Below are 24,953 nucleotides of genomic sequence, written 5' to 3'. Positions count from 1 at the left end.
CGATGCTAAGAGCGATCTATCGCGCGCTCTGGTGGCTGATCGCGCCGCTGGCCGTGCTGCGTCTGCTGATCCGTTCGCGCAAGGAGCGCGGTTATCGCGAGCATATCGGCGAGCGCTTCGGTTATTCGCGCGGGCGCTTACCCGAAGACGGCGCGCCGTTGATCTGGGTGCACGCGGTATCGGTCGGCGAGACGCGCGCCGCGCAGCCGCTGATCGATGCGCTGATGAAGGCGCGCCCCGACGTGCGCATTCTGCTCACGCACATGACGCCGAGCGGCCGCGCGACCGGTATCGAGATTTTCGGCGACCGCGTGCTGCGCAGTTATCTCCCGTATGACATGCCGCAGGCCGTGCGGCGCTTTCTGCGTGCGTGGCGGCCGTCGCTTGGTCTCGTGATGGAAACCGAAGTGTGGCCGACCCTGATCGACGAATGCCGGCGCGCCGATGTGCCGCTCGTGCTGACCAACGCGCGGATGTCGGCGCGTTCGTATAAGCGCGCGGCGAAATTCGGCGGTGCGACCAAGGACGTGTTCGGCGGCTTCTCGCGCGTGCTCGCGCAGAGTCCGTCCGATGCCGAGCGCTTGACCTCGCTCGGCGCGCGCAACGTCGCGGTGCTCGGCAATCTGAAGTTCGACATGAGCACGCCGCCCGAACTCTCGGCGCGCGGCCACGCATGGCGCGCGGCGATCGGCACGCGGCCCGTATGGGTCGCCGCGAGCACACGCGAGGGCGAAGAGGCGCTCGTGCTCGAAGCGTTCGCGGCGCTTGGCGTCGACGATGCGCTGCTGATTCTGGTGCCGCGTCATCCGCAACGCTTCAATGAAGTCGCCGCGCTCGTCGAGAAAGCGGGGCTGCGGCTCGAACGGCGATCGAACTGGGCGCCCGATGCGAAAGTCGCCTCGGCGGCGCGAGCCGCGGAAGGTGGTGTGCCGTCGTTGCCGCATGACGTGAACGTGCTGCTCGGCGATTCGATGGGCGAGTTGGGTGCTTACTATGCCGCGTCGGATCTGGCGTTTATCGGCGGCAGTCTGTTGCCGCTCGGCGGACAGAACCTCATCGAAGCGTGTGCGGTCGGCGTGCCGGTGCTGATCGGACCGCACGTGTTCAACTTCACGCAAGCCACCGCCGATGCGGTCGCGGCCGGTGCCGCCGTGCAGGTGCAGGACCCGGCGGATCTGGCGCGCGCGTTGCGCGAGCTTTTCGGCGACAAGGCGCGACGGCTTGCGATGGGTGGTGCGGCTGCGGCGTTTGCGGCACGCCATCGCGGGGCGACGGCGAGGACGGTGGATGTGTTGGCGGCGTTGTTGCCGGAGTGACAATCGAGCGGGACCTCGTTTCGCGCACCGGCAACAAGCGTACCTCGCGCTTCATGATGAACGGTGTACTGATGGCGAACGGCATCGACGCGCTCAGCGTGCCCGCGCAGCGCGCGGCCGAATTCAATGAAAAGATGGTGCGCTTCTACCTGTCGAAGGAGGGAGGCGAGATGATGGCATTTCTACTCGAATGCCATCCGGGCGAGTGAAGCGTTACTTGCTCACACCTTCAACAACCCCTTCTTTTCAATAAACTTCACCACCTCGTCGAGCCCCTCCAGCGCCTTCAGATTACACATCACAAACGGCCGCTCCCCACGCATTTTCTTCGCATCCGATGCCATCACCTCGAGGTTCGCACCGACCAGCGGCGCAAGATCCGTTTTGTTGATCACGAGCAGATCCGACTTCGTGATACCAGGCCCACCCTTGCGCGGAATCTTCTCGCCGCCCGCCACGTCGATCACATAGATCGTCAGATCCGACAGTTCCGGGCTGAAGGTCGCCGCGAGGTTGTCGCCGCCCGATTCGATGAACACGATGTCCGCGTCCGGAAAACGCGTCAGCATGCGGTCGACCGCTTCGAGGTTGATCGATGCGTCCTCGCGGATCGCCGTGTGCGGGCAGCCGCCCGTCTCGACGCCCATGATCCGCTCGGCCGGCAGCGCGCCCGCCACCGTCAGCAGACGCTGGTCCTCCTTCGTGTAGATGTCGTTCGTGATCGCGACGAGGTCGTACTGGTCGCGCATCGCCTTGCACAGCATTTCGAGCAGCGTGGTCTTGCCCGAGCCGACCGGGCCGCCGACACCCACGCGCAACGGCGGCAGCTTTTTCGTGCGGGTCTGGGCAGGCGAAGTGGAATGATGAGGTGCGTTCATGATGGATCGTGTGATCGTGCTACGAGCGGAAGAGCCGCGAATACTGCGACTCGTGGCGCGCCGACAGAATGCCGAGCTGCGGCGCGAACGTATTGAGATTCTCACGCGAGGTTGCGAGCGCGCGCCCGACGGCTGCATCGATCGGCTCGCGCAGCGCGACGATGATGCGCTGCCCCGCGAGCTGGCCGAGCGGCACCGCCTTCAATGCGGCCGCCGCCTGGTTCTCGACCCAACTGAACGCGTAGGCGGCAAGCGCGGCATCGACGGGAGCATCGTGCGCGTGGGCGGCGAACGCGAATGCGGTCGGCTGCGCGAGCGGGGTGAGCGACGCGAGGGTCGAGCGTCTGGTCGCGTCGCCCCATTCGAGTGACACGCACAACTGCCGCAGCGACCAACCCATCTGCTCCGTTTCGCGGCGCAGTTCGGCGGACTCGCGACTGGCGAGAAATTCGGCGTTGGCGTCGGCGAGTTCCACGGCGTCATGCGTGCGCCAGCGTTCGATCTGCTGCGCGAGGAACGGCAACTCGCCGCGTGCGAGTACGTCGGTCAGACCGTGTTCGATCCACCGGCGCGCGGAGTCGGCGTCGGTGATCAGCTGCGCTTCGATCGCCGCTTCGAGACCCTGCGAATAGCTGAACGCGCCGATCGGCAGCGCCGGCGACGCGAGATGCAGCAGCGCGGTGAGTTCAGCGATGCGCATGACGATGCGGGTGGTGCCCATGCCCGCACGATTCGTCGTGCACGTGGTCATGGTCGTGATCGTGATCGTGATCGTGATCGTGCGAATGCGCATGATGTTCATGCCCATGCCCATGATGCTCGCCAAACACCTGCTGCGCGAGCGCATAGTCCTCGGCGAAGGTCTCGTCGTGGCCATGCTTATGGCCGCCGCCATACGCGCCGGCTTCGGGCTGAAACGGCAGCGACACCTGCTCGACCGTCGCGCCGATGCGCTTGAGCATGTCGGCGAGCACCGGATCGTATTCGAGCTTCAGATAATCGGCGCCCACTTCGACCGGCGTATGACGATTGCCGAGGTGATACGCGGCCCGCGTCAACGTCAGCGCATCCGACGCACGCACATAAAGTACGGCTTCATCGGCAGCCACGACGCGCACGAGAGCACCATCATCGGCGACGAGCACGTCGCCATCGCGCAGCACGGTGCCGCGCGGCAACAGCAACGCGACTTCCTCGCCGTTGTCGAGCGTCGCGGCGAGACGGCTCTTGCGACGCTCGTCGAATGCAAGCGTCAACGTGGGTGCGCGCTTCACGAGCACGGGCGCAATCTTCAGATGGGGCGCCAGAAGTTTGTCGAGTGTACGCATGATCAGAACAGGAAATAGCGTTGCGCCATCGGCAGCACGGTGGCCGGATCGCAGGTCAGCAACTGGCCGTCGGCGATCACCTGGTAGGTCTCCGGATCGACGCTGATGTTCGGGCGCCACGCGTTGTGAATCATGTCGGCCTTCGTCACGTTGCGGCAGTTCTTCACCGCGACGATGCGTTTCTCCAAACCATAGCGTTCGGCGACGTTCGCATCGGCGGCCAGTTGCGACACGAAGGTCAACGACGTGCGCCCCAGTGCGCCACCGCGCGTCGCGAACATCTCGCGATAGTGCACCGGTTGCGGCGTCGGAATCGACGCATTCGGGTCGCCCATCTGCGCCATCGCGATCATGCCGCCCTTGAGGATCAGCGACGGCTTGATGCCGAAAAACGCCGGCTCCCAGAACACGAGGTCGGCCCATTTGCCCGGTTCGATCGAACCGACTTCATGCGCGATGCCGTGCGTGATCGCCGGATTGATCGTGTACTTCGCGACATAGCGCTTCGCGCGGAAATTGTCGTGGCGGGCGTTGTCCTCGGGCAGCGCGCCGCGTTGCACTTTCATCTTGTGCGCGGTCTGCCACGTGCGGATGATCACTTCGCCGACGCGGCCCATCGCCTGCGAATCGGAAGACAGCATCGACAGCGCGCCGAGGTCGTGCAGGATGTCCTCGGCGGCGATCGTCTCGCGGCGAATCCGCGATTCGGCAAACGCGATGTCTTCGGCGATCGACGGGTCGAGGTGATGGCACACCATCAGCATGTCGAGGTGCTCTTCGAGCGTATTGACCGTATAGGGCCGCGTCGGATTCGTCGACGACGGCAGCACGTTCGCCTCGCCGCACACCTTGATGATGTCGGGCGCATGGCCGCCGCCCGCGCCTTCGGTGTGATACGTGTGGATCGTGCGGCCCTTGAACGCGGCCACCGTCGTTTCGACGAAGCCCGCTTCGTTCAGCGTATCCGTATGGATCGCGACCTGCGTGTCGGTATCGTCGGCGACGGAAAGACAGTTGTCGATCGCCGCGGGCGTCGTGCCCCAGTCTTCGTGCAGCTTCAAACCGATCGCGCCCGCGGCGATCTGCTCGGTCAGCGGTGCCGGCTGGCTCACGTTGCCCTTGCCGAGAAAGCCGAGGTTCATCGGATAACCGTCGGCCGCCTGCAGCATGCGTTCGAGATGCCACGGACCCGGCGTGCAGGTCGTCGCGTTCGTGCCGGTCGCGGGGCCGGTGCCGCCGCCGAGCATCGTCGTCACGCCGCTCGCGAGCGCTTCCTCGATCTGCTGCGGGCTGATGAAGTGGATGTGCGTATCGATGCCGCCCGCGGTCACGATCAGCCCTTCGCCCGCGATCACTTCGGTCGAAGCGCCGATCGCGATCGTCACGTTCGGCTGGATGTCGGGATTGCCCGCCTTGCCGATCGCGGCGATGCGTCCGTCCTTGATGCCGATGTCGGCCTTCACGATGCCCCAGTGATCGAGGATCACCGCGTTCGTCACGACCGTATCGACGACCTCGGCGTGCACACGTTGCGACTGGCCCATGCCGTCGCGAATCACCTTGCCGCCGCCGAACTTGACCTCTTCGCCGTAGGTCGTGAAGTCGCGCTCGATCTCGATCAGCAGTTCGGTGTCGGCGAGGCGCACGCGGTCGCCGGTGGTGGGGCCGAACATCTCCGCGTATGCGCGGCGGCCAATGCGTAGTGTCATGGTGTGGGTCCGGAATGGGCTACGGGCAACGCAGTAAAACGGAGCAGGGCGCGCGGAACGCCAGGGCGCGGGCGGGGCATTACAGCTTGCCCATCACCTTGCCGTTGAAGCCGTAGACGATGCGATCGCCTGCAAGCGCAACGAGTTCGACCGTGCGCTCCTGGCCGGGCTCGAAGCGCACCGCGGTGCCGGCCGCAATATTCAGGCGAAAGCCGCGCGCCGCTTCGCGATCGAACGACAGCGCCTCGTTCACTTCGTAGAAATGGTAGTGCGAGCCGATCTGCACGGGACGGTCGCCGGTATTCGACACGACCACCGTGACCGTCGCGCGGCCCGCGTTCAATTCGTGCTCGCCGTCGTCGATGAGGAGTTCGCCGGGAATCATGGAGCCTGCCTTGACGGTGAGGAGTTCAGGGAATCGGATGATGGACGGTGACGAGCTTCGTTCCATCGGGGAACGTCGCTTCGACCTGGATGTCGGGGATCATCTCGGGCACGCCCTCCATCACGTCGGCGCGCGTGAGCAGCGTGGTGCCGTAGTGCATGACCTCGGCGACGCTCTTGCCGTCGCGCGCGGCTTCCATCAGCGCGGCGGTGATGAAGGCGACCGCCTCCGGATAGTTCAGCTTGAGGCCGCGCGCGCGGCGCCGTTCGGCGAGCAGCGCGGCGGTGAAGATCAGCAGCTTGTCCTTCTCGCGAGGTGTCAGCTTCATCGGGTGTCGGTTCTTGGCGTGGATGTGTCGTGGCGGCGTCGTGCTTGCAGCGAGTCGCGCCATCAGCCGGTCACGGTATCAAGTCCGGCTAACGGCGCGCTTACAAAGGCACTTGCAGCCGCATTTTGCAGCATTACAGATCGGCGGGCAGCGGCGCACCGAACCACTTCTTCGACATCGCACCGAGCGTGCCGTCCTGTTTGGCCTGCGCGATCGCGGCATCGACCTTCTGTTGCAGGCGCGGCTCGTTCTTGTTCATGCCGACGAAACACGGCGAGTTCTTGATCACGAACTTCGGCTCCGGGCGGCGCGGCGGATTCTTCGCGAGGATTGCGGCCGCGACGATGTTGCCGGCCGCGATCAGCTGCACCTGGCCGGACAGGAACGCGGCGATCGTCGCGTTGTTGTCCTCGAAGCGCTTGATCGTCGCGTTCGGCGCCATCTGCGTGAGGCCGATTTCCTCGAGCGCGCCGCGCGTCGCGCCGACGGTTTTGCCGGTCAGATCGGCGGGACCGCTTACCTTGATGTCGGCGGGACCGAACACGCCCTGGTAGTACGGCGCGTACGCGCTCGAGAAATCGATCACTTTCTCGCGCTCGGGCGTTTTGCCGAGCGACGAGATCACGAGATCGACCTTGCCGGTTTGCAGATACGGAATGCGGTTCGCGCTGTTGACCGGCACGAGTTCGAGCTTCACGTTCATCGCTTTGGCCAGCAGCGCGGCCGTGTCGATGTCATAGCCCTGCGGCTTCATGTCGGGGCCGACCGAGCCGAACGGCGGGTAGTCCTCGGGCACGGCGACTTTCAGGACACCGGCCTTCGCGATGTTGTCGAGCGTGTCGGCGCGCGCGGCGCCCGCATGAAACGCGAGGTCGGTGATGATGGGCAGGGCGAGCAATGCGGTCAGCACGGCGCGGCGCGCGGCGCGGGGAAGAGTGCGGGTCATGGGGCGTGAGCGGTGGTGGTGGTCGTGTCTTGGGTGTCAGTTGGCGCCGGCTTCTTCGTGGCCGGCCGCGAAGTGGCGAATCCAATGCAAGCTGTGTGCCATCGCGCTGGGCTGGGGCGGGCGGCGCGTTGGGCTTCGCACGCGCACATCGTTGGGGCGTGCGCGTGCGCCGCCATGGTGCGCGAAGCGTGTCATGAAAGTGAAAGGGGAGCTGCGTGCTCAGGTCGACCAGATTCGCAACGGCACCGCCGCGACACCGTGCACGACCGGCCGCAAATGCAGCCAGCAGCGCGTGAGCGCGTGCTGCAGCGTTTCCATCGAGCGCGATACCGCACGCACGACCAGCACGCCGTTCGTCACGCAAGAGGCGGCCGCGCGCAACGTATCGTCGAACGGCAGCTGCGCGCTCAGCGCTTCGGCGAGCGCGTCGTCGCACGCGGCGCCGACGGCCCACAGCGTGCCGTAGGCCGGAAAGCCCGCGAGCCCTTGCGGCGCGTCGCGCAGCGGATCGTCGGCGGTGAGGCTCGCGCGTTCGAACCACAGCAGCTCGCCATTCGCGCCGACGATGCGCGCCACCGTGCGCAAGCTACCCGCCGACCAGCGTTCGCCGGCCGCCTGCCGTCCGAGCTGCGTCGCGTCCCAACCGATCGCGCTCGCGCCATCGGCGAGCGTCAGCGAAAAATCGAGTTGCGCGTTGGCGTGATCGAACACGATGTTGTTCTGCGGCAGCCAGTCGAGCTTCGCCTGTTCGCCGACGCGCAGCGCGATGCGCTGCTGTGCCGCACGGCCGTTCGACTTGTACCACTTGGTTGCGCCCGGTGTCGTCAGTACCGCGTGCGTGCGGGCGCCGAGCGCAATGTCGACGTCGAGCTGATCGCCGCCCGCGACGCCACCGGGCGGATGCACGATCACCGCGTGACAGATCGCCGGGCCTTCCGGATAGAGCGGCCGTTGCACGCGCAGCGGACCATCGTGAAGTCGGTGCGCGAGCGTCGTGCGAGCGTCGTCGTCGACGAAGCCGAGTTCGAGACGCGCGCGCCACGGCGTGTGCGCGGCGGCGAGCGTGGCGTGGTTTTCGTGAAGCGACATGCGGATGGAGGGGGAGTCGGCGTGGACGAGCGAGGATAGCACGCGTGTCGACGCGCGCAGCCCGCGCGGTAACGGCTACGAGGCGGCCCCTTCAGGCGAGGCCTCGGTCGCCGACAGCACCTTGATGCCTTCCCACTGCGGATGCAGCAGCCGCAGCAGCGAGAGGATCGCGCGCGGGGAGTTTTCCTCGACGGTCAACGTGTCGCTGCCTGTCTGGATTGCTTTCTTGCCGTGTTGGCAGTACTGATATTCGACGTGAACCGTCACCGACATGCTTTTCTCCCTTCTCGATTGATGTAGTGCCGACGACCCCGGTCGGGTCGTGGGCATATCTAGCGAATCTAGCGTATGAGCGTCGGCTCGGCGTGATCGTCCACACCGCGTTCCACGCGATTGACGAAGCCGCAGTCGAGCAATAGCTGACAGAAAGCTTCCGGCGAGCACGACGGACCGGTGATCTCGCCCATTCTCGCGAGCACGTCGGGGAATGAAGCGAGCACGTGCCAGCTGTCGTAGTACGCGTGCAGCTGTGGCGCGAGTTCGTTGCCGAGCTTCTCCCAGCGCACCGACAGCATGCCGACCGTACCGCCGCCGTCCACCTGGAACAAACCGAAGGTGACCGCCGACACGACGTCCATCACCCTGCAATAAGAGGCCGAGTTTCTGTAGAACTCGCGTCTGACCGGCTTTTTGTCGTCCATGATCTCCACCTGATCGCACCGTTGCGGCACTCCCTAGCCTGTCTAACGGTTGCGCGGCGGATAACTTGAGCGACCTTACACAGCTATCAACCCCCTTACCCCGTCCGCATCCATGTTCGCCCCGTCGCCGCCCGCGATGATCTCGCCGCGGCTCATCACCCAGTAACGGTCGGCGATCGCTTTCGCGAAGTCGTAGTACTGCTCGACGAGCAGCACCGTCATGCCCATTTCCTCGACGAGCTGCCGCAGCGTGCGGCCGATGTCCTGAATGATGGACGGCTGAATGCCCTCGGTCGGTTCGTCGAGGATCAGCAGTTGCGGCTCGCTCATCAGCGCGCGGCCGATCGCGAGCTGTTGCTGCTGACCGCCGGACAGATCGCCGCCGCGCCGGTTGCGCATGTCCTTCAGCACCGGGAACAGTTCGTAGATGCGCTCGGGGATCTTCTTCGGCGCCTTTCTGCTCGCGGCGCCGACCAGCAGATTTTCCTCGACGGTCAGGCGCGGAAAAATATCGCGGCCCTGTGGCACGTAGGCGAGCCCCTGGGCGACGCGCGCATAGGTCGGCAGTTTCATCAGCGGTGCGCCGCGCCACGCGATCGCCCCGCTTTTCGCCGGCACGACGCCCATGAGGCAGCGCAACAGCGTGGTCTTGCCGACGCCGTTGCGCCCGAGCAGCACGGTCAGCTTGCCGTCGGGCACGGTCAGCTTCACGTCGCGCAGAATATGGCTGCCACCGTAGTACTGGTTCAAGCGGTCTACTTCGAGCATTGTTCAGTCATCCTGTCGAGTTGACGAAGCGCTGGCGCGCTCAGCGGCCAAGATAAGACTCGATCACGGTCTCATCGCGCTTCACTTCGTCGAGCGTGCCGTGCGCGAGCACGCGTCCTTCGGCCATCACCGTTACCTTGCCCGCGTCGCCCGCGAGCGCCGCGACGAACTCCATGTCGTGCTCGACGACCATCATCGAGCAGGTGCCGCGCAGGTGATTGAGCAACTCGGCGAGCTGCATGGTTTCGTCGTCGGTCATGCCGGCCGCGGGTTCGTCGAGCAGCAGCAGGGCCGGTTGCTGCATTAGCAGCATGCCGATTTCGAGGCGCTGCTTCTGGCCGTGCGACAGCTCGCCGGCGAGCCGTCGCGCTTCGCTCTCGAGCCCGATCAGCGCCAGCGTTTCCTCGATGCGCGCCTGCGCGTCGCGATCGAGCCGCGCGCGCAGCGACGCCCACCAGCCCTTGTCGGTCTTCATCGCGAGTTCGAGGTTTTCCCACACGGGATGCTGCTCGAACACCGTCGGCTTCTGGAACTTGCGGCCGATGCCGGCGCGCGCGATCGCGGGCTCGTTCATGCGCGTGAGGTCGATCGACTGGCCGAGAAACACCTTGCCGTGATCGGGCGGGGTCTTGCCGGTGATCACGTCCATCATCGTGGTCTTGCCCGCGCCGTTCGGACCGATGATGCAGCGCAATTCGCCGGCATCGATGGCGAGCGTCAGCGCGTTCAAGGCGCGAAAACCGTCGAAGCTGACCGTCACGTCTTCGAGGTACAGGATCGTGCCGTGCGAGACGTCGATCTCGCCGGGCACGACCGCGTGCCCCATGCTCGCGACCCCGCTCAACGACCGTTCAGGGGGGGACTCGGGCAGATCCAGATCGGGAACCATCGGGTTTTCATTCATCAGCGGTTCCTTTTACGCGTCAGCAGATCGGCCAGCCCCATGATGCCGTTGGGCAGCAAGAGCGGCACCAGCACGAAGATCAGGCCGAGAAAGAACAGCCAGTATTCCGGGAAGTTCGCCGTGAAAAAGCTCTTTGCCCCATTCACCGCGAACGCGCCGATGATCGGTCCGATCAGCGTGCCGCGTCCGCCGACCGCCACCCAGATCGCCATTTCGATCGAGTTGCCCGGCGACATCTCGCCCGGGTTGATGATGCCGACCTGCGGCACATAGAGCGCGCCCGCGATCCCGCACAGCACCGCCGACACGGTCCACACGAACAGCTTGTACGCGAGCGGGCTGTAGCCGAGGAACATCAGCCGCGTTTCGCCGTCGCGCACCGCGGTCACGACGCGGCCGAGCTTCGAGGTGACGATCGCACGCGCGCCGATGAACGCGGCGATCAGCACCGCGAACGTGATCAGCAGCAACGCGGCGCGCGTGCCCTGATGCGTGATCGGAAAACCGGCGATGCGCTTGAAGTCGGTAAAGCCGTTATTGCCGCCGAAACCCGTTTCGTTGCGATAGAAGAGCAGCATGGCGGCGAAGGTCATGGCTTGCGTGATGATCGACAGATAGACGCCCTTCACGCGCGAGCGGAACGTGAAGAAGCCGAACACCCACGCGACCACGGCCGGCACCAGCACGACGAGCAGCAGCGCGTAGCCGAGATGTTGCGTACCCTGCCAGTACCACGGCAGCTGATGCCAGTCGAGAAACACCATGAAGTCGGGCAGATCGCTACCGTACTTGCCGTCGTGGCCGATCGCGCGCATCAGGTACATGCCGATCGCGTAGCCGCCCAGCGCGAAAAACAGCGCGTGGCCGAGGCTCAGGATGCCGCAGTAGCCCCAGACGAGATCGAGTGCGAGCGCCGCGATCGCGTAGCACATGAACTTGCCGGTCAGCGTCATCGCGTAGGCGGACAGATGCAAGGCGCTCGTCTCCGGAATCACGAGCGCGGCGAACGGCACGCCGAGGCCGAACACGATGATCAGTGCGATCAGCGCAAGCCACGCGGGACGCGACAGCAGCGCGGGACGCGGCGGCAGGCCGAGCGCGAAGCCGGTGTCGGACTCGCGCGTGCCGCCCGCGCCAGCCGCACCAGCGCGCGCCGACGCAGCAGAAGTGGGGTTTGCCGATGAAGTGGCCGATGTCATCTCACGCCTCCGCGCTACGGCCCTTCAAGGCGAACATGCCCTGCGGACGCTTCTGGATGAACAGCACGATCAGCACGAGCACCGCGATCTTCGCGAGCACCGCGCCCCAGAACGGTTCGATCGCCTTGCTGACGAGCCCGAGACCGAAGCCGCCGAGCACGGTGCCCGCAAGCTGGCCGACGCCGCCGAGCACGACCGCCATGAACGAATCGATGATGTAGCTCTGGCCGAGGTCCGGCCCGACATTGCCGATCTGCGACAGCGCGCAGCCGCCCAGCCCCGCGATGCCCGCGCCGAACGCGAACGCATACGAATCGACGCGCGCGGTTTTCACGCCGACGCACGCGGCCATGCGGCGGTTCTGCGTGACCGCGCGCACGAACAGACCGAGCCGCGTGCGCGTGAGCACGGCCCATGCGATCGCGACGACGATCAGCGAGAACGCGAGAATCGCCAGCCGGTTGTACGGCAGGATCAGGTTCGGCAGCACGGTGACGCCGCCGCTCATCCACGACGGATTGACGACCTGCACGTTCTGCGCGCCGAACAGCATGCGGGTCGCCTGAATCAGGATCAGGCTCACGCCGAAGGTGGTCAGCAGCGTTTCGAGCGGGCGGCCGTACAGGTGCTTCAGCACGAGCCGTTCGAGCACGATGCCGACCAGCGCCGCCGCGACGAACGCGGCCGGAATCGCCAGCAGCGGATACCAGTCGAACGCGTTGGGCGCGAAGCGCTGCACGAGGTTCTGCACGACGTAGGTCGCGTACGCGCCGATCATCAGGAATTCGCCGTGCGCCATGTTGATGACGCCGATCAGCCCGTACGTGATCGCGAGACCGAGCGCGGCGAGCAGCAGCACGCTGCCGAGCGACAGCCCCGCGAACAGCGTGCCGGCGATCTGGCTGCGGCGCTGGATCGCATCGAGCTCATCGATGCCGCTTTGCGCGGCCGTGCGCACGCGTTCGTCGCTCTCGGCAAACGTGCCGTCGGCTTTCTTTGCGACTAGCGGGCGCAGCAGTTCATTCATGTCGAGGTCGTGGCGCGCGGCGACCAGTTGCACCGCTTCGAGGCGCCTCGCCGGATCCGGGTCGTGCAAGGCGCTCATCGCCCATAGCGTGTCGAGACGTTTCTTCAGCGCAGGATCGGTCTCCTTCGCGCGCGCCGCGTCGACGAGCGGTTTGAGCGACGGATCGGGGTTTTGCAGCAGCGCGTCGACGGCGGCTGCGCGCGTCGCCGGATCGGGCGAGGCGAGTTGCAGCCCCGACAGCGCGCCCGCCACTTTCGAGCGCAGCAGGTTGTTCAGCGTGACCGGCTGCGCGTCGCTCGCGGCGACCGGCTGGCCGGTGACGGCATCGCGTGTGGCGTCGCCGTCCTGCAGCAGGACCGCGCCGGCGTCGGTGGCGAGCGCGCTGTCGTCGGCGAGCGCCTTCAGCACCGCGAGCGACGCGGTGTCGTGCGTGGCGATCAGCTTGTCGATCGCGGCGGACTTCGCCTCGAAGTCGTCGCCGGCGAGCGGCGCGACGTCGGCCTGGGTCAGCGCGAACGTGGCGGACGGCGCGACGCCGAGAAGTATCGCGAGCGGCAACAGGAGTACCGCGCCGCGTCGCCGTAGGGAAGTCGGAAATGAAAACGCCATGATGGCCTTTTGCACTGGGTTGAATCGATGGGCCGGTTAGGCGGGCGAGGGCGTCGCGTGAGACGTCGCTGTAACGTCAGCGCGACGTCGCAGCGCATCGGCTTGCGAGCTCACATCGCGCAACAGGGCGTTCGCGCCGCGGCTGCGCGAAGCGCAAGGCGCCTGCGTCGCACGCGGCTCGCGTGTGTCGAACCGCAGGCCGCCCGTCGGGGCCAGTTCGGCCGGTGCCGCGAGACGCGCGCGGCGAACCGCGCGCCACCTCTGCGCGGCGAGCCGCAACGAGGCTCGGGCCGACACGTCATGCGACGCGCGAGCGCCGCAGAAACGCCGGAATCGAGCTGACCACATCCGGCTTGCCCGCATTGCCGGCGATGAACGGGCTCCACGGCTGCGCGCGAATCGGTCCCTTGGTGCGCCATACGACGTTGAACTGGCCGTCCGCGCGCACCTCGCCGATCATCACGGGCTTGTGCAGATGGTGGTTGCCGTCCATCTCCAGCGTGAAGCCCGACGGCGCGGCGAAGGTCTGCCCGATCATCGCGACGCGCACCTTGTCGACTTCGGTGCTCTTCGCTTTTTCGACTGCCTGCTTCCACATATGGATACCGACGAAGGTCGCTTCCATCGGATCGTTGGTCACGCGCTTCGAACCGCCCGGCAGATTGTTGTCCTTGACCCACGTGGCCCATTCTTTCTTGAACTTCTCGTTGGTCGGGTTGCGCACCGACATGAAGTAGTTCCACGCCGCGAGATTGCCGACGAGCGGCTTCGTATCGATCCCGCGCAGTTCCTCCTCGCCGACCGAGAACGCGACGACCGGCACGTCCGATGCCTTCAGCCCCTGGTTGCCCAGCTCCTTGTAGAACGGCACGTTCGAATCGCCGTTCACGGTCGAGATCACCGCGGTCTTGCCGCCCTGCGAGAAGGTCTTGATGTTCGCGACGATGGTCTGATAGTCGCTGTGGCCGAACGGCGTGTAGACCTCCTGAATATCGACTTCCTGTACGCCCTTCGATTTGAGGAACGCGCGCAGGATCTTGTTGGTCGTGCGCGGATACACATAGTCGGTGCCGAGCAGGAAGAAGCGCTTCGCACCGCCGCCCTCGGCGCTCATCAGGTATTCGGTCGCGGGAATCGCCTGCTGGTTCGGCGCGGCGCCCGTATAGAACACGTTGCGCGACATCTCCTCGCCTTCGTACTGCACCGGATAGAACAGCAGGCCGTTCAGCTCCTCGAACACCGGCAGCACCGACTTGCGCGACACCGAGGTCCAGCAGCCGAATACGACCGCGCACTTGTCCTGCGTCAGAAGCTGGCGCGCCTTCTCGGCAAACAGCGGCCAGTTCGAGGCGGGGTCGACGACCACCGGCTGGATCTGGCGGCCCATGACGCCGCCGTTCTTGTTGATGTCGGAGATCGTCATCAACGCGGTGTCCTTCAGCGACGTCTCGGAGATCGCCATCGTGCCGGACAGCGAATGCAGGATCCCCACCTTGATCGGACCGCTATCGGACTGCGCGTGCGCGAACGGCACGCGGCCCGCGAGCGCGAGCGCGCCAGACATGGAGCCGAACTTCAACAGACTGCGTCGTTTCATGTGCTTTCCCCTTGCCAATTGATGGTCACTGTTTATGAGCGTCGATTTCAGCCAGCCAGGCCGAGCTCGCACGACTTGCCGCACCTCTACTGCAAGGCATATGCCAAGTGATGCCTGGAGCGCGCTGCGCGGGCGGTGCCTGATGCGGCGCGGCTATCGGCGCGGGGGCGGCGAGCCGGCGCGTCGACGGCGCGGCGCGAAACTGGTGCAGCCGCGCGCGACGCGCCTCGTTCGGGTGCGCGTCGCGCCGCGACGAAGCGTGCTTCGCCGCCAGCGAAGCGCCGCTTGCACACGCGGTGCAGCGGCGGTGCATGGGCGGTAGCGGCGCGCCGCGTCTTTGTGCATGACGCGCGCTCTGCCTAGACTGAAAGACCACCGATGCCGAACAGGGAGACCCGACATGACCGAACCCGCCGCCACCCCACCCGACATGTCCGCGTTCTGGATGCCGTTTACCGCGAACCGTCAGTTCAAGAGCGCGCCGCGGCTGCTCGCGAGCGCGAAGGGGATGTACTACACGACGCACGATGGCCGCCGCGTGCTCGACGGCACGGCGGGCTTGTGGTGTGTGAACGCCGGCCATTGCCGCGACGAGATCGTCGCGGCGGTACAGGCGCAGGCCGCGGAAATGGATTTCGCGCCGACCTTCCAGATGGGGCATCCGAAAGCCTTCGAGGCCGCGACGAAAATCGCGCGTCATACGCCGGGCGATCTGAAGCACATCTTCCTGACGAACTCGGGTTCCGAAGCGGTCGATACCGCGCTGAAGATCGCGCTTGCCTATCACCGCGCGAAAGGCGAGGGGCAGCGCACGCGGATGATCGGACGCGAGCGCGGTTATCACGGCGTCGGCTTCGGCGGGATTTCGGTTGGCGGTATGACGCTCAATCGCAAGGCGTTTTCAGGTGCTCTGCTGCCGGCGGTCGATCATTTGCCGCACACGCTGAATCTGAAGGAAGCGGCGTATTCGAAGGGGCAGCCTGCGTGGGGCGCGCATCTGGCCGACGAACTCGAACGGCTCGTCACGCTGCACGATGCGTCGACGCTCGCCGCGGTGATCGTCGAGCCGGTGGCAGGCTCGGCCGGCGTGCTGATTCCACCGCAGGGCTATTTGCAGCGGCTGCGCGACATCTGCGACAAGCACGGCATCCTGCTGATCTTCGACGAAGTGATCACCGGCTGGGGGCGCCTCGGCGCGCCGTTCGCCGCGCAGTACTTCGGCGTGACGCCCGATCTGCTGACGATGGCCAAGGGCACCAACAACGCCGCGGTGCCGATGGGCGCCGTCGCGGCGAGCGCGAAGATTCACGATACGATCGTCGGTGGCGCGCCGGGCGGTATCGAGCTATTTCACGGCTATACGTATTCGGGGCATCCGCTTGCGGCAGCCGCCACGTGCGCCGCCATCGATCTCTACGAGCGCGAACAGCTGTTCGAACGCGCCGCGCGGACGGCGCCGCTGTTCGAACGCGCGATTCACAAGCTGCGCGGCGAGCCGCATGTGATCGACGTGCGCAATCTGGGGCTCGTGGGCGGCGTGGAGCTGTCATCGCGCGACGGCGCGCCGGGCACGCGCGCTTATGATGTGTTCGTGCGCTGCTACGAGAAGGGCGTGTTGGTGCGCTACACCGGCGATATTCTCGCGTTCTCGCCGCCGCTGATCATCGAAGAAGCGCAGATCGAGGAGATCTTTGAGACGGTGGCGCAGGTGTTGAGGGAGACGGCGTAGGGGGGCGCTCGCGAAGGCCGCGCGAGCTTAGCCGAGGGCAATGATCGAGTCGATCAACTCCGCGCCGCCTTCGATATCTTCGTGCCCAACAAAACGAGACACATCCATATGCCCATCGCCGAACGCGTCGATTTCGATGCGCCGGCCAAGGAAGGTGACGGAAACAAGTATGCTGCTCCTTCGTTGGCGGCTTAGGGAGTAGTGAATCTTGGCATCGTCAAGTTTGTCGAGCAGGCGGTACAGTGAATTGGGGCATGGCTATCGGGTGCTTTGTGGCAGAGTCAGGCCTCGTGAATAAACAGCCGGGAAAGACGAGCACAAAAAGCCGACTCGCGAGGGTCGGCTTTTGTGCTTCAATCGAACGATTCAGGAGCGACAGTCCCGCCCACAATCACCAAATGTTTTGCGTCGCGTTTCGACTCGAAGAACCGCCAGTTCTCGGTATCCGATGTTACGTCCGGCGCTACGATCAAACGGAACGCTTGCGACAAAGAAACGACGAGGCCGCAGTCGGGGTGGGCCGATATGTTCTCAACGATGATCGATGCTTTCCGGGCCAACAATTGCTGCAGACGCAGTACAAATGCGTTGGCCTTCTCGTCGGAACCCCCGATCGATTCCTCAGTTGCGATGACTTTGCCCGCCTCACACAGGGTCCAGGCGCACTGAATATGCAGAGCCCATGCGCTGACCTGCTTGGATACACCATAAAAATTCTTCGCTTCGTGCTTCGGGCCAAAACCCAAGGTAAGCATATTCGCTGCACGACTGATGCCGCTCCATTCCAAGCCTTGAAGTACCGACAAGCGACGCTCAATTTCTCGTTGATTGTTAGTCATTAAGAATATTCCTCGAACTGTCTGGTGTCACCGCAGATTGAACATGTCTTTGGCTCGTTCCATGATCTCGTGAAATCCCATTGGAGGCTCGCTGCCAAGTTCATAGTGAAGCTGCTGGGCCTGATCGGGAGTCAGGCGCAATATTCTGGCAACGTCATTGGTCTGTTTGTTCTGCGCGAAATTGTTGCGCGGCCTTCCTTCGCTACCAGCCAATTCCATCGCGTCGCCGTTCGGCATATCGGGCTGATAGTGGAACGGCTGCGCATCGCCGAGCAGTGTTGTGGCGAGCCCATCGTCGGTTAGGTTGCCACCATATATGGCTGGGCGTGCGGCGGTCAACTGGATGTGCCGGAGTGCCGGATCATGCTGGCTGGGCAGCACGGGTTCGCCGTTCGCAAGGCCGACCGCCCTCGCCGCGAGATTCCTCAACGGCGTGCTGTGGGGCGGTGGAAACAGGTCAGCACGAGGGCCTTTAATGGCAAGCCGGGCGCCTCTGCGCACATCGTCGAGAAGCGCTTTGATGATCCACCAGCCATCGATGTCGGGGTTCCAGTTTCGCACACCGTGAAACGCGAGCAACTTACGATCAATGAGACGCCTGACCAGCGTCAGGTCTTCCTGCCACTTCCTCTGATTCAGTGCGGCCATACCCAGAAATTCCCGGGTCTCTGCCTTGGCCTTGTGAAGGTCTGCGGCCTTTCCGAGGCACGCCTTGTAGCGCCACTCGTCGCAGATTACATAACAGGCACCCAGTGGTCTCTGGCAGAACAGCTCTACGGAGTGCATCTCGAATACGGACAACGACATAGGTGTGCCGACGATCTATTTGAGGTCGCTGCCCGGATTGGCAGCGATCTGATAATCACCGTGCGACAGGTTGTCCGTATATGGGCGACGGCCCAAAATTTCCGCACGCTTTCGTGAGCGCGCAACAGAGCTTTACGAGAAGGCGCGCTATACCGGCGATATTCTCGCGTTCTCGCCGCCGCTGATCATCGAAGAAGCGCAGATCGAGGAGATCTTTGAGACGGTGGCGCAGGTGTTGAGGGAGACAGCGTAGGGCGCATGGCTATCGGGTGCTTTGGGGCGCAGTCAGGCCTCACGAACTAACAGTCGGGAAAGACGGGCACAAAGCCAGAAGTGGGCGGGTGGGGTATGCGCCGGGCGGCATGAAGCCATCCACGCGCGGCGGCAGCCGGACTACTCTCTCAAGAGGTGCTTGAGTTCATCAAGGAAGGAAGCAGTTGTGTGGCCCCAAAGAGTTGGATCGCAATCACACCCAAAGAGGCTCTCAAACGCTATGTCAAGGCAGTCCGAATTGACCAGCTCGAATCGGGTGATCTCGTCCAACATGGCAGCCCGTTCGTCCGGCGTCATGTTGTAGGAGTGGACGAGTTCAGGAATTGAGTTTCCATAGATCGAATAGTCCTCATGGAAACGTCCCATCAGCAACTGTTCGAGATTATCGTATGTGCCGTAGTTCATGGCTGTGAAATGTTAGGCAAGAAGCATCGCTGTCAACACATAGTAAGGCATGCCATTGTATGTCTGATAGCGGAGGATCAACCTGACCGCGGCTCGCGGGTCGATACTCGCCTGATTTTCTGATTACCACCTTTCCAACGCTCCTTCCAACATCGGATATCAATACCAGGTCGTTACGTGGCGCTGCCGCCCACGCCTTGATTTTCGTTGCGTTGACTTGCATCGTTTCCGAGATTGCCCATTCTGCAAGCCTGATATCTGTGAATGACGACGCCGCCCCGATATGTGGATCGAGTTTCAGGCGGTCTCTGAGCCACGCTTCGCTTTTCCCCACGTGCTTCTCGATCGTGTGTCCTCCAATCCGGCTGCCATCTCTCGCTTCGTGCATTCGGAGGCTGATCCGACCGATTGTGATACTGGCCGCGCGTGCAGCCTTGATCGAACCCGCGAAGCCGAACGGTACAACCATATCGAGCGACAGGCCGATATGGTTCGCCATGTCAGGATCGGCTTTCATCGCCTCGGCCAGCTTCGTCGTGCCCTGCTGGATCAGCGTGGCGGTATCCTGGCCGGTCCAGACCTGACGCAGGCCAGCCGCTGCCGAGTCAGAACCATGTGCACCGAACACAATACATCCGGCCTTGCTTGCCATCGTCGGTTCTGGCATCACACATAGCGCCCCGGCGCCGACCATTTCCAGCAGGCCGCCCACAAGCTGCAAGCCGCCCCATAGCCGGTTAGAAAGCATTTCCGTGGGGCTGATCGACTGGCGGGTGAGCACTGCAGCGAGTTGCGGGGCACTGAGCACCACGCGCACGCCGTCCGAATCCTGTTGATACGACATCCCGAATTCCTCTGTAGCTGTTAGGGAACAGTCAACCTGGCAGGCGACTACAGGGGCAAGGAATGGGCGATGGATGATTTTTGGCTTCCGGTGCGTCAATAAACGTCGATCTTGCGCCATTTCCGCCAGCGTTCCGGTCAGTGCGCGAGCCCAAAAGAAAAACGGCGCAAGGACCATCAGCCCTTGCGCCGTTTCAACGCGCTACCGCGCGCTAAATCTCAATAAAACTGTCTGGTGTCACCACAGATTGAACATGTCTTTGGCTCGTTCCATGATCTCGTGAAATCCCATTGGAGGCTCGCTGCCAGGTTCATAGTGAAGCTGCTGGGCCTGATCGGAAGTCAGGAGCAATATTCTGGCAACGTCGTTGGTCCGTTCTTCTGCGCGAAATTGTTGCGCGGCCTTCCTTCGCTACCAGCCAATTCCATCGCGTCGCCGTTCGGCATAACCTTGCCGACGATGGGCTCGCCACAACACTGCTCGGCGATGCGCAGCCGTTCCACTATCAGCTCGATGGCCTTCTGAAGGTCTGCGGCCTTTCCGAGGCACGCCTTGTAGTGCCATTCGCCGCAGATTACATAACTGGCACCCAGCGGTCTCTGGCAGAACAGCTCTACGGAGTGCATCTCGAATACACAACGACACAGGTGTGCCGACGATCTATTTGAGGTCGCTGCCCGGATCGGCAGCGATCAGATAGTCACCGTGCGACAGGTTGTCCGTATATGGGCGCTGGCCCAAAATTCCCGCTCGCTTTCGTGACCGCGCAACAGAGCTTTACGAGAAGGCGCGCTATAGCGGCGATCTTCTCGCGTTCTCGACGCCGCTGATTGTTGAGGCGACGCAGATCGAGGAGATCTTCGGGACGGGAGTGATGAGAGAGATAGCGCTGCGGGAGGGGAGCGGCGCAGGCACAAAAAAGCCGACTCGCGAAGATCGGCTTTCCGTTTGCCCTGTATCCTAAACCGATGGTTCGGGTTCTACTTCAAGGGAATCAAACTCTATAAGCAATTCAGCGCCTAGTGAGGCCTCAACAACTGCAATGTTTTTCAACGGCTTCCCTTTCCCCCAGGAGTAAGTCTTGTCCAGCAAAGCGAGTGCCTTGCGGTCCGCGTCCGAATTGAAATCCGTCAGTACCTTGATTGCGTCAATGATGTTCTGTATCAGAAAGTCGTTGACCCAGCATCGGGTGGCCCCGCCAAACGACAGCCGTACACGGTCTTTCTTGTTGTCGAACATCAGGTGAAGTTCGACTACCTCTTTGTCCATGTCTGCGGCTCTGCCGAGCAGGTACCAGTCGTGAAACGATTCGTCCTGTTCGATGACTTTCCTCTTGGGTCATCCTGGACGGTGGGCTACCGATATTCGTCAATCTCGATTGTTCCACCCATCGCTTCCATCATCGCGCGAATGTCGTCCGGCACGTCGGGCACCCGATTTCCGGAGGGGTTGAACCAGAAACAGGAAAACCGAATCTTGGCGCCGTTCCGTCGCACAAGATCCGGCAGACCTTCGCGGGGCAGACCAAGGCGAGCTATGAGATACCGGAAGTGCGGCTCCAGCAAATCGCTTTGCACGCTCAATTCACTGCTTACCCCCCAGAGACCTGTTGTCCCGACGGCCTTACTGGATTTTCCGGACGGGAGAGTAAACGACTTTCCTTTGACGATTGTCGTGTCAGGGGATACCTGAAAGTACTTGGTCCAGAATTCCGGTGAGACGGCATCTCCGGTTATTAAGAAAGACGCATATGCTCCGGCGTCCGCGCTCGCATCTGATGTTGAAGTTTGGTCAGGGTGCATAGTCGTGAATACTGTCTTCAAATATTCGGCCCTTGAATTCCACGTCGCCATTGTCGTGAAAGATGCTGTTATCCGCCGGTCCAAGTCCATTTCTGTCCTTGAACTTATGCAACATCGTCCCGAACGTCTTGTAATCGTAGCCAAGCATTTTGGCTGCGAAGCGTGGATTGTTCGTGCTGGCTGCCAGCTCTTCAGCCTTACCACTTACAGCGTCCGGAATGTACGCAAACGGCTGCGCGTCACGAGGCAGTGTTGAGGTGCGCCCATCGTCGGCCAGGTCGCTACCATCCATGGCCGCGCGTGCGGCGATCAGCCCAGTTTGCCGGGTGGCCGGCTCATTCCGACCGGACAGCATGGGTTCGCCGTTCGGGAACCCGACGGCCCTCGCCGCGAGATTTCCCAACGGCGTGCTGTGGGGCGGTGGAAACAGGTCAGCACGAGGGCCTTTAATGGCAAGCCGGGCGCCTCTGCGCACATCGTCGAGAAGCGCTTTGATGATCCACCAGCCATCGGTGTCGGGGTTCCAGTTTCGCACACCATGAAACGCCAGCACTCTACGATCAATGAGACGCCTGACCAGCGTCAGGTCTTCCTGCCACTTCCTCTGATTCAGTGCGGCCATACCCAGAAATTCCCGGGTCTCTGCCCTGGCCTTGTGAAGGTCCGCGGCCTTTCCGAGGCACGCCTTGTAGTGCCATTCGTCGCAGATTACATAACAGGCACCCAGCGGCCTGTGACAGAACAGCTCCACGGAGTGCATCTCGAATACGGACCGGGACATAGGTATTTCGACGATCTATCTGAAGTCGCTGCCGGAGTTAACAGCAATCAGATAATTACCGTGCGACGCGTCGTCCGTACATGGGCGACGGCCCAAAATCGTGGCGACGTTTGCGAGCCTCGATCTTGCGGAGTCTTCCCAACCACTCCGGCTTTTGCGGCAGCCCAAAAGAAAAACGGCGCAAGGACCATCAGCCCTTGCGCCGCTTCAACGCGCTACCGCGCGCTAAATCTCAATAAGTCGGAACCGACGGATCTACCTGACGCGACCACGCGTCGATGCCGCCCTGCAGATTGAACACGTTGGTGTGTCCGCGCGATTCGAGGAACATCGCGACCTGCGCGCTGCGCGCGCCGTGATGGCAGATGCAGACGATCTGCGCATCGTCGTCGAGCTCTTCGCTACGCGCTGGAATCTCGCGCATCGGAATCGACACGATGCCGGGCATCGAAGCCGTTTGCAGTTCCCAGGGCTCGCGCACGTCGAGCAGCACGGGGGCGGGGCGCGAGGTATCGGCGAGCCATTCGGCGAGTGCCGGAGCGGTCAGGTTTTGCATCAGAAGCACATCCAGTTCAGGGGACGGCGGCGGCTGCGCCGTCCGTCCGGATCAACAATACAGTTCGAGGCGCAGCGAAAAAACGCCGCTCAGAACTTGAAGCGCGCCGGCTGCACCGCGTTGGCGAGCGGCTCGATGTACGTTTCGAACACATCGGCGATACGGAATTGCTTCTCGTCGATGCGCGTGATGATTTGCGCCTTCATCACCGGCGCGCTGCCGACGAACGCCGCGAGACGGCCGCCGACCTTCAGCTGTTCGAGGATTTCCTGCGGCAGCACCGGCAGACCACCCGACACGCAGATCACGTCGTACGGCGCCGCGCCGCTCCAGCCGCGCGCGGCGTCGCCGGTCGCGACTTCGGCGTTCAGCACGCCGTTGGCGATCAGGTTGTTCTTCGCGAGCTCGGCCAGTTCCGGTTCGATGTCGACCGTCAGCACGTGTTGCGCGCGGTGCGCGAGCAGCGCCGCCATGTAACCCGAGCCCGCGCCGATTTCGAGCACGCTTTCGTGCTTCTTCACCGCCAGCTCCTGCAGCACGCGCGCCTCGACGCGCGGCGCCAGCATATGCTGGCCGGCCGGCAGCGGCACTTCGAAGTCGACGAATGCGAGGTCGCGGTAAGCGGCGGGGACGAAATTCTCACGTTTGACGATCGACAGCAGATTCAGCACGTCCTGGTCGAGCACTTCCCAGGGGCGGATCTGCTGTTCGATCATGTTGAAACGCGCTTGCTCGATGTTCATGGTGGATTCGGCGGTTTTGGTTTGGCGAGCGGGCAGCGGCTGCCGCTGACGGTTGTCCTGACCCGGCGCCAGCGCGGAACTGACGGATTGCCGGCGGCCGCGGCTTCGGGGCAAGGCGTTCGCATTGCAAGCCGCATCAGGGGAACTGCGGGATTGTACCAAATGGCGGACTTGCCTCGGACGCTCGCGGGCACGCGCGAGGCCCGGCGGCCCCCGTGTTAATCCCTAGTGATCGGTCCTTGCGATTCGCATCGCCATCGCCAAAAAATGTAATCGATTACATTTTCGCAGCGAGGTCGCGTGTCCCGAACGCCTTCCCGATCGTCGTCGCCCGTGGTATCCGGCGCGGGCAGTCAATCTCGACCTCAATCGCCGAGGCGGTCGGCGCGCGCGGGCGATGGGCCGTCGATTGGCGGCGTGGCCGAGCAGGCGGGCGTGTCGGTCGCGACGGTGTCGCGCGTGCTGAACGGCCACGAGAACGTGCGGCCGGCCACGCGCGAGAAGGTGCTCGCCGCGATCGACGCAAGCGGCTACCGGGTCAACGAACTCGCGCGCAATCTGCGCACCGCCGAGAGCCGTTTGCTGCTGACGATGGTGCCGGACTTCGGCAATCCGTTTTACGCGGAGATCGTGCGCGGCATCGACAGCGTCGCGCGTCAGCACGGCTATTTCATGCTGCTGTGCGACACCGGCGCGGACCCTGGGCGCGAGCGCAGCTACTTCGACATGCTGCGCCGCCGTCGAGCGGACGGTGCGATCTGCCTCGATCCGGCGACGATCCAGCAGGCGCTCGGCGAAGCGTCGCAGGCGCTGCCGTGGGTCGCTTGCTGCGAGTTCGATCCGGAGATGGGCGTGCCCTACGTCGGCATCGACAACTACCGCGCGGCGGGCGATGCCGTGCGGCATCTGCTCGCGCGCGGCCACCGGCGCATCGGCCTGATCAATTCCGACGTCGACTATCTGTATGCGCGCCAGCGCCAGCAGGGCTACCTCGATGCGCTGAGCGACGCCGGCATCGCGCCCGATCCGCGCTGGCGCATGAATCTGAACAGCCTCGACTACGAAGCGGGCGCCTCGGCCGCGGCCGGGTTGATGCAGCAGCCGGATGCGCCGAGCGCGATTTTCGCGGTGTCGGACACGCTCGCGATCGGCGTGATCCACGGCTTGCGCAGCGTCGGCAAGCGCGTGCCCGACGACGTCGCCGTGGCCGGCTTCGACGACATCTCGCTCGCCGCGCAGATCGATCCGCCGCTCACGACGATCGCGCAGCCGATGCGCGAGCTCGGCGAAACCGCCGCGCGTCTGCTGCTGCAGCGCCTCGCGAATCCGCAGGCCAACGTGCCGGGCGTGCTGCTGCCGCATCGTCTCGTAATTCGCGGGAGTGCGTGAG

The 24,953-nt window shown here is 63.8% G+C and carries 28 protein-coding genes and 1 pseudogene; 4 read left to right on the top strand and 25 right to left on the bottom strand.

The window, feature by feature from the left end; all coding sequences use genetic code 11:
* Positions 1 to 2: 2 nt before the first annotated feature.
* Positions 3 to 1,316: a lipid IV(A) 3-deoxy-D-manno-octulosonic acid transferase gene (gene waaA, locus CI15_RS10095; RefSeq protein WP_062127149.1), complete on the top strand. Its 1,314-nt coding sequence runs from the start codon at positions 3 to 5 to the stop codon at positions 1,314 to 1,316.
* Entirely contained in the window at positions 1,313 to 1,525 is a 213-nt protein-coding gene (locus CI15_RS10090) for a hypothetical protein (protein ID WP_062127146.1), read from the top strand. Before waaA ends, CI15_RS10090 begins: the two co-directional genes overlap by 4 nt.
* Before the next feature lie 12 nt (positions 1,526 to 1,537).
* Here the strand turns inward: CI15_RS10090 and ureG are convergent, their stop codons facing one another.
* The 15 genes from ureG to urtA form a co-directional block, all read right to left on the bottom strand.
* On the bottom strand, positions 1,538 to 2,194 hold the full coding sequence (ureG, locus tag CI15_RS10085) for an urease accessory protein UreG (protein WP_062127143.1): 657 nt from the start codon (positions 2,192 to 2,194) through the stop codon (positions 1,538 to 1,540).
* Between the two features lie 19 nt (positions 2,195 to 2,213).
* Entirely contained in the window at positions 2,214 to 2,894 is a 681-nt protein-coding gene (locus CI15_RS10080; RefSeq protein ID WP_062127222.1) for an urease accessory protein UreF, read from the bottom strand.
* Positions 2,881 to 3,522, bottom strand: a complete 642-nt coding sequence (gene ureE / locus CI15_RS10075) for an urease accessory protein UreE (RefSeq protein WP_062127140.1) — start codon at positions 3,520 to 3,522, stop codon at positions 2,881 to 2,883. Before ureE ends, CI15_RS10080 begins: the two co-directional genes overlap by 14 nt.
* A 2-nt stretch (positions 3,523 to 3,524) precedes the next feature.
* The gene (gene ureC, locus CI15_RS10070; protein ID WP_062127137.1) at positions 3,525 to 5,231 is read right to left on the bottom strand and encodes an urease subunit alpha; all 1,707 of its coding nucleotides are present in this window, start codon (positions 5,229 to 5,231) and stop codon (positions 3,525 to 3,527) included.
* Between the two features lie 79 nt (positions 5,232 to 5,310).
* Entirely contained in the window at positions 5,311 to 5,616 is a 306-nt protein-coding gene (locus CI15_RS10065; protein ID WP_062127134.1) for an urease subunit beta, read from the bottom strand.
* Positions 5,617 to 5,641: 25 nt separating this feature from the next.
* Positions 5,642 to 5,944: an urease subunit gamma gene (ureA, locus tag CI15_RS10060; protein ID WP_008923043.1), complete on the bottom strand. Its 303-nt coding sequence runs from the start codon at positions 5,942 to 5,944 to the stop codon at positions 5,642 to 5,644.
* Positions 5,945 to 6,077: 133 nt separating this feature from the next.
* Positions 6,078 to 6,890, bottom strand: coding sequence for a transporter substrate-binding domain-containing protein (locus CI15_RS10055; RefSeq protein WP_062127131.1), 813 nt, complete (start codon positions 6,888 to 6,890; stop codon positions 6,078 to 6,080).
* 219 nt (positions 6,891 to 7,109) lie between these two features.
* Complete coding sequence (locus CI15_RS10050) at positions 7,110 to 7,979, bottom strand: urease accessory protein UreD (RefSeq protein WP_062127128.1); 870 nt, start codon at positions 7,977 to 7,979, stop codon at positions 7,110 to 7,112.
* Positions 7,980 to 8,054: 75 nt separating this feature from the next.
* On the bottom strand, positions 8,055 to 8,252 hold the full coding sequence (locus tag CI15_RS10045) for a hypothetical protein (RefSeq protein ID WP_062127125.1): 198 nt from the start codon (positions 8,250 to 8,252) through the stop codon (positions 8,055 to 8,057).
* Positions 8,253 to 8,320: 68 nt separating this feature from the next.
* Positions 8,321 to 8,680, bottom strand: a complete 360-nt coding sequence (locus CI15_RS10040; protein ID WP_062127123.1) for a hypothetical protein — start codon at positions 8,678 to 8,680, stop codon at positions 8,321 to 8,323.
* Between the two features lie 75 nt (positions 8,681 to 8,755).
* Entirely contained in the window at positions 8,756 to 9,448 is a 693-nt protein-coding gene (gene urtE, locus CI15_RS10035; protein WP_062127120.1) for an urea ABC transporter ATP-binding subunit UrtE, read from the bottom strand.
* Positions 9,449 to 9,488: 40 nt separating this feature from the next.
* On the bottom strand, positions 9,489 to 10,352 hold the full coding sequence (urtD, locus tag CI15_RS10030) for an urea ABC transporter ATP-binding protein UrtD (protein ID WP_062127117.1): 864 nt from the start codon (positions 10,350 to 10,352) through the stop codon (positions 9,489 to 9,491).
* Positions 10,352 to 11,551 (bottom strand): urea ABC transporter permease subunit UrtC, encoded by a 1,200-nt coding sequence (gene urtC, locus CI15_RS10025; RefSeq protein WP_062127114.1) that lies wholly within the window; start codon positions 11,549 to 11,551, stop codon positions 10,352 to 10,354. Before urtC ends, urtD begins: the two co-directional genes overlap by 1 nt.
* A gap of 1 nt (position 11,552) precedes the next feature.
* Entirely contained in the window at positions 11,553 to 13,187 is a 1,635-nt protein-coding gene (gene urtB / locus CI15_RS10020; RefSeq protein WP_062127219.1) for an urea ABC transporter permease subunit UrtB, read from the bottom strand.
* Between the two features lie 298 nt (positions 13,188 to 13,485).
* Complete coding sequence (gene urtA, locus CI15_RS10010) at positions 13,486 to 14,784, bottom strand: urea ABC transporter substrate-binding protein (RefSeq protein ID WP_062127108.1); 1,299 nt, start codon at positions 14,782 to 14,784, stop codon at positions 13,486 to 13,488.
* Positions 14,785 to 15,184: 400 nt separating this feature from the next.
* Here urtA and aptA point away from each other — a divergent pair, with 400 nt between their 5' ends.
* Positions 15,185 to 16,513 carry an omega-aminotransferase AptA gene (gene aptA, locus CI15_RS10005; protein WP_062127105.1) on the top strand — a complete coding sequence of 443 codons (1,329 nt, stop codon included), beginning with the start codon at positions 15,185 to 15,187 and terminating at the stop codon, positions 16,511 to 16,513.
* Between the two features lie 353 nt (positions 16,514 to 16,866).
* Here the strand turns inward: aptA and CI15_RS09995 are convergent, their stop codons facing one another.
* The 10 genes and pseudogenes from CI15_RS09995 to CI15_RS09945 all read right to left on the bottom strand — a co-directional run bounded on the left by CI15_RS09995 (position 16,867) and on the right by CI15_RS09945 (position 23,563).
* Positions 16,867 to 17,352, bottom strand: a complete 486-nt coding sequence (locus tag CI15_RS09995; protein WP_063910532.1) for a hypothetical protein — start codon at positions 17,350 to 17,352, stop codon at positions 16,867 to 16,869.
* 27 nt (positions 17,353 to 17,379) lie between these two features.
* Complete coding sequence (locus tag CI15_RS37655) at positions 17,380 to 18,000, bottom strand: hypothetical protein (protein WP_241495822.1); 621 nt, start codon at positions 17,998 to 18,000, stop codon at positions 17,380 to 17,382.
* 552 nt (positions 18,001 to 18,552) lie between these two features.
* Positions 18,553 to 18,837: a contact-dependent growth inhibition system immunity protein gene (locus tag CI15_RS09980; protein ID WP_062127094.1), complete on the bottom strand. Its 285-nt coding sequence runs from the start codon at positions 18,835 to 18,837 to the stop codon at positions 18,553 to 18,555.
* Between the two features lie 12 nt (positions 18,838 to 18,849).
* Positions 18,850 to 19,681 (bottom strand): annotated as a pseudogene (locus tag CI15_RS09975) (RNase A-like domain-containing protein).
* Between the two features lie 341 nt (positions 19,682 to 20,022).
* On the bottom strand, positions 20,023 to 20,307 hold the full coding sequence (locus CI15_RS37140) for a hypothetical protein (protein WP_062127091.1): 285 nt from the start codon (positions 20,305 to 20,307) through the stop codon (positions 20,023 to 20,025).
* Between the two features lie 334 nt (positions 20,308 to 20,641).
* Complete coding sequence (locus tag CI15_RS09965) at positions 20,642 to 20,950, bottom strand: hypothetical protein (RefSeq protein WP_062127088.1); 309 nt, start codon at positions 20,948 to 20,950, stop codon at positions 20,642 to 20,644.
* Positions 20,951 to 21,036: 86 nt separating this feature from the next.
* A complete protein-coding gene (locus CI15_RS09960) occupies positions 21,037 to 21,483 on the bottom strand; it encodes a DUF4279 domain-containing protein (protein ID WP_062127083.1) in 447 nt (148 codons plus the stop codon).
* A complete protein-coding gene (locus CI15_RS09955) occupies positions 21,473 to 22,264 on the bottom strand; it encodes a hypothetical protein (protein ID WP_062127080.1) in 792 nt (263 codons plus the stop codon). Before CI15_RS09955 ends, CI15_RS09960 begins: the two co-directional genes overlap by 11 nt.
* Before the next feature lie 232 nt (positions 22,265 to 22,496).
* Positions 22,497 to 22,820 (bottom strand): rhodanese-like domain-containing protein, encoded by a 324-nt coding sequence (locus CI15_RS09950; RefSeq protein ID WP_013338436.1) that lies wholly within the window; start codon positions 22,818 to 22,820, stop codon positions 22,497 to 22,499.
* A gap of 89 nt (positions 22,821 to 22,909) precedes the next feature.
* Positions 22,910 to 23,563 carry a protein-L-isoaspartate O-methyltransferase family protein gene (locus CI15_RS09945; protein ID WP_062127076.1) on the bottom strand — a complete coding sequence of 218 codons (654 nt, stop codon included), beginning with the start codon at positions 23,561 to 23,563 and terminating at the stop codon, positions 22,910 to 22,912.
* Between the two features lie 300 nt (positions 23,564 to 23,863).
* On the opposite strand from CI15_RS09945, the gene CI15_RS09940 reads away from it, so the two are divergent.
* The gene (locus CI15_RS09940) at positions 23,864 to 24,952 is read left to right on the top strand and encodes a LacI family DNA-binding transcriptional regulator (RefSeq protein ID WP_062127074.1); all 1,089 of its coding nucleotides are present in this window, start codon (positions 23,864 to 23,866) and stop codon (positions 24,950 to 24,952) included.
* Position 24,953: the final 1 nt, after the last annotated feature.

Origin of the sequence: Paraburkholderia monticola, assembly GCF_001580545.1 — a bacterium.
GTDB classification, from domain to species: Bacteria; Pseudomonadota; Gammaproteobacteria; order Burkholderiales; family Burkholderiaceae; genus Paraburkholderia; species Paraburkholderia monticola.
Note: the sequence above shows the minus strand (reverse complement) of the source record. Positions and strands in the feature narration are given on the sequence as shown.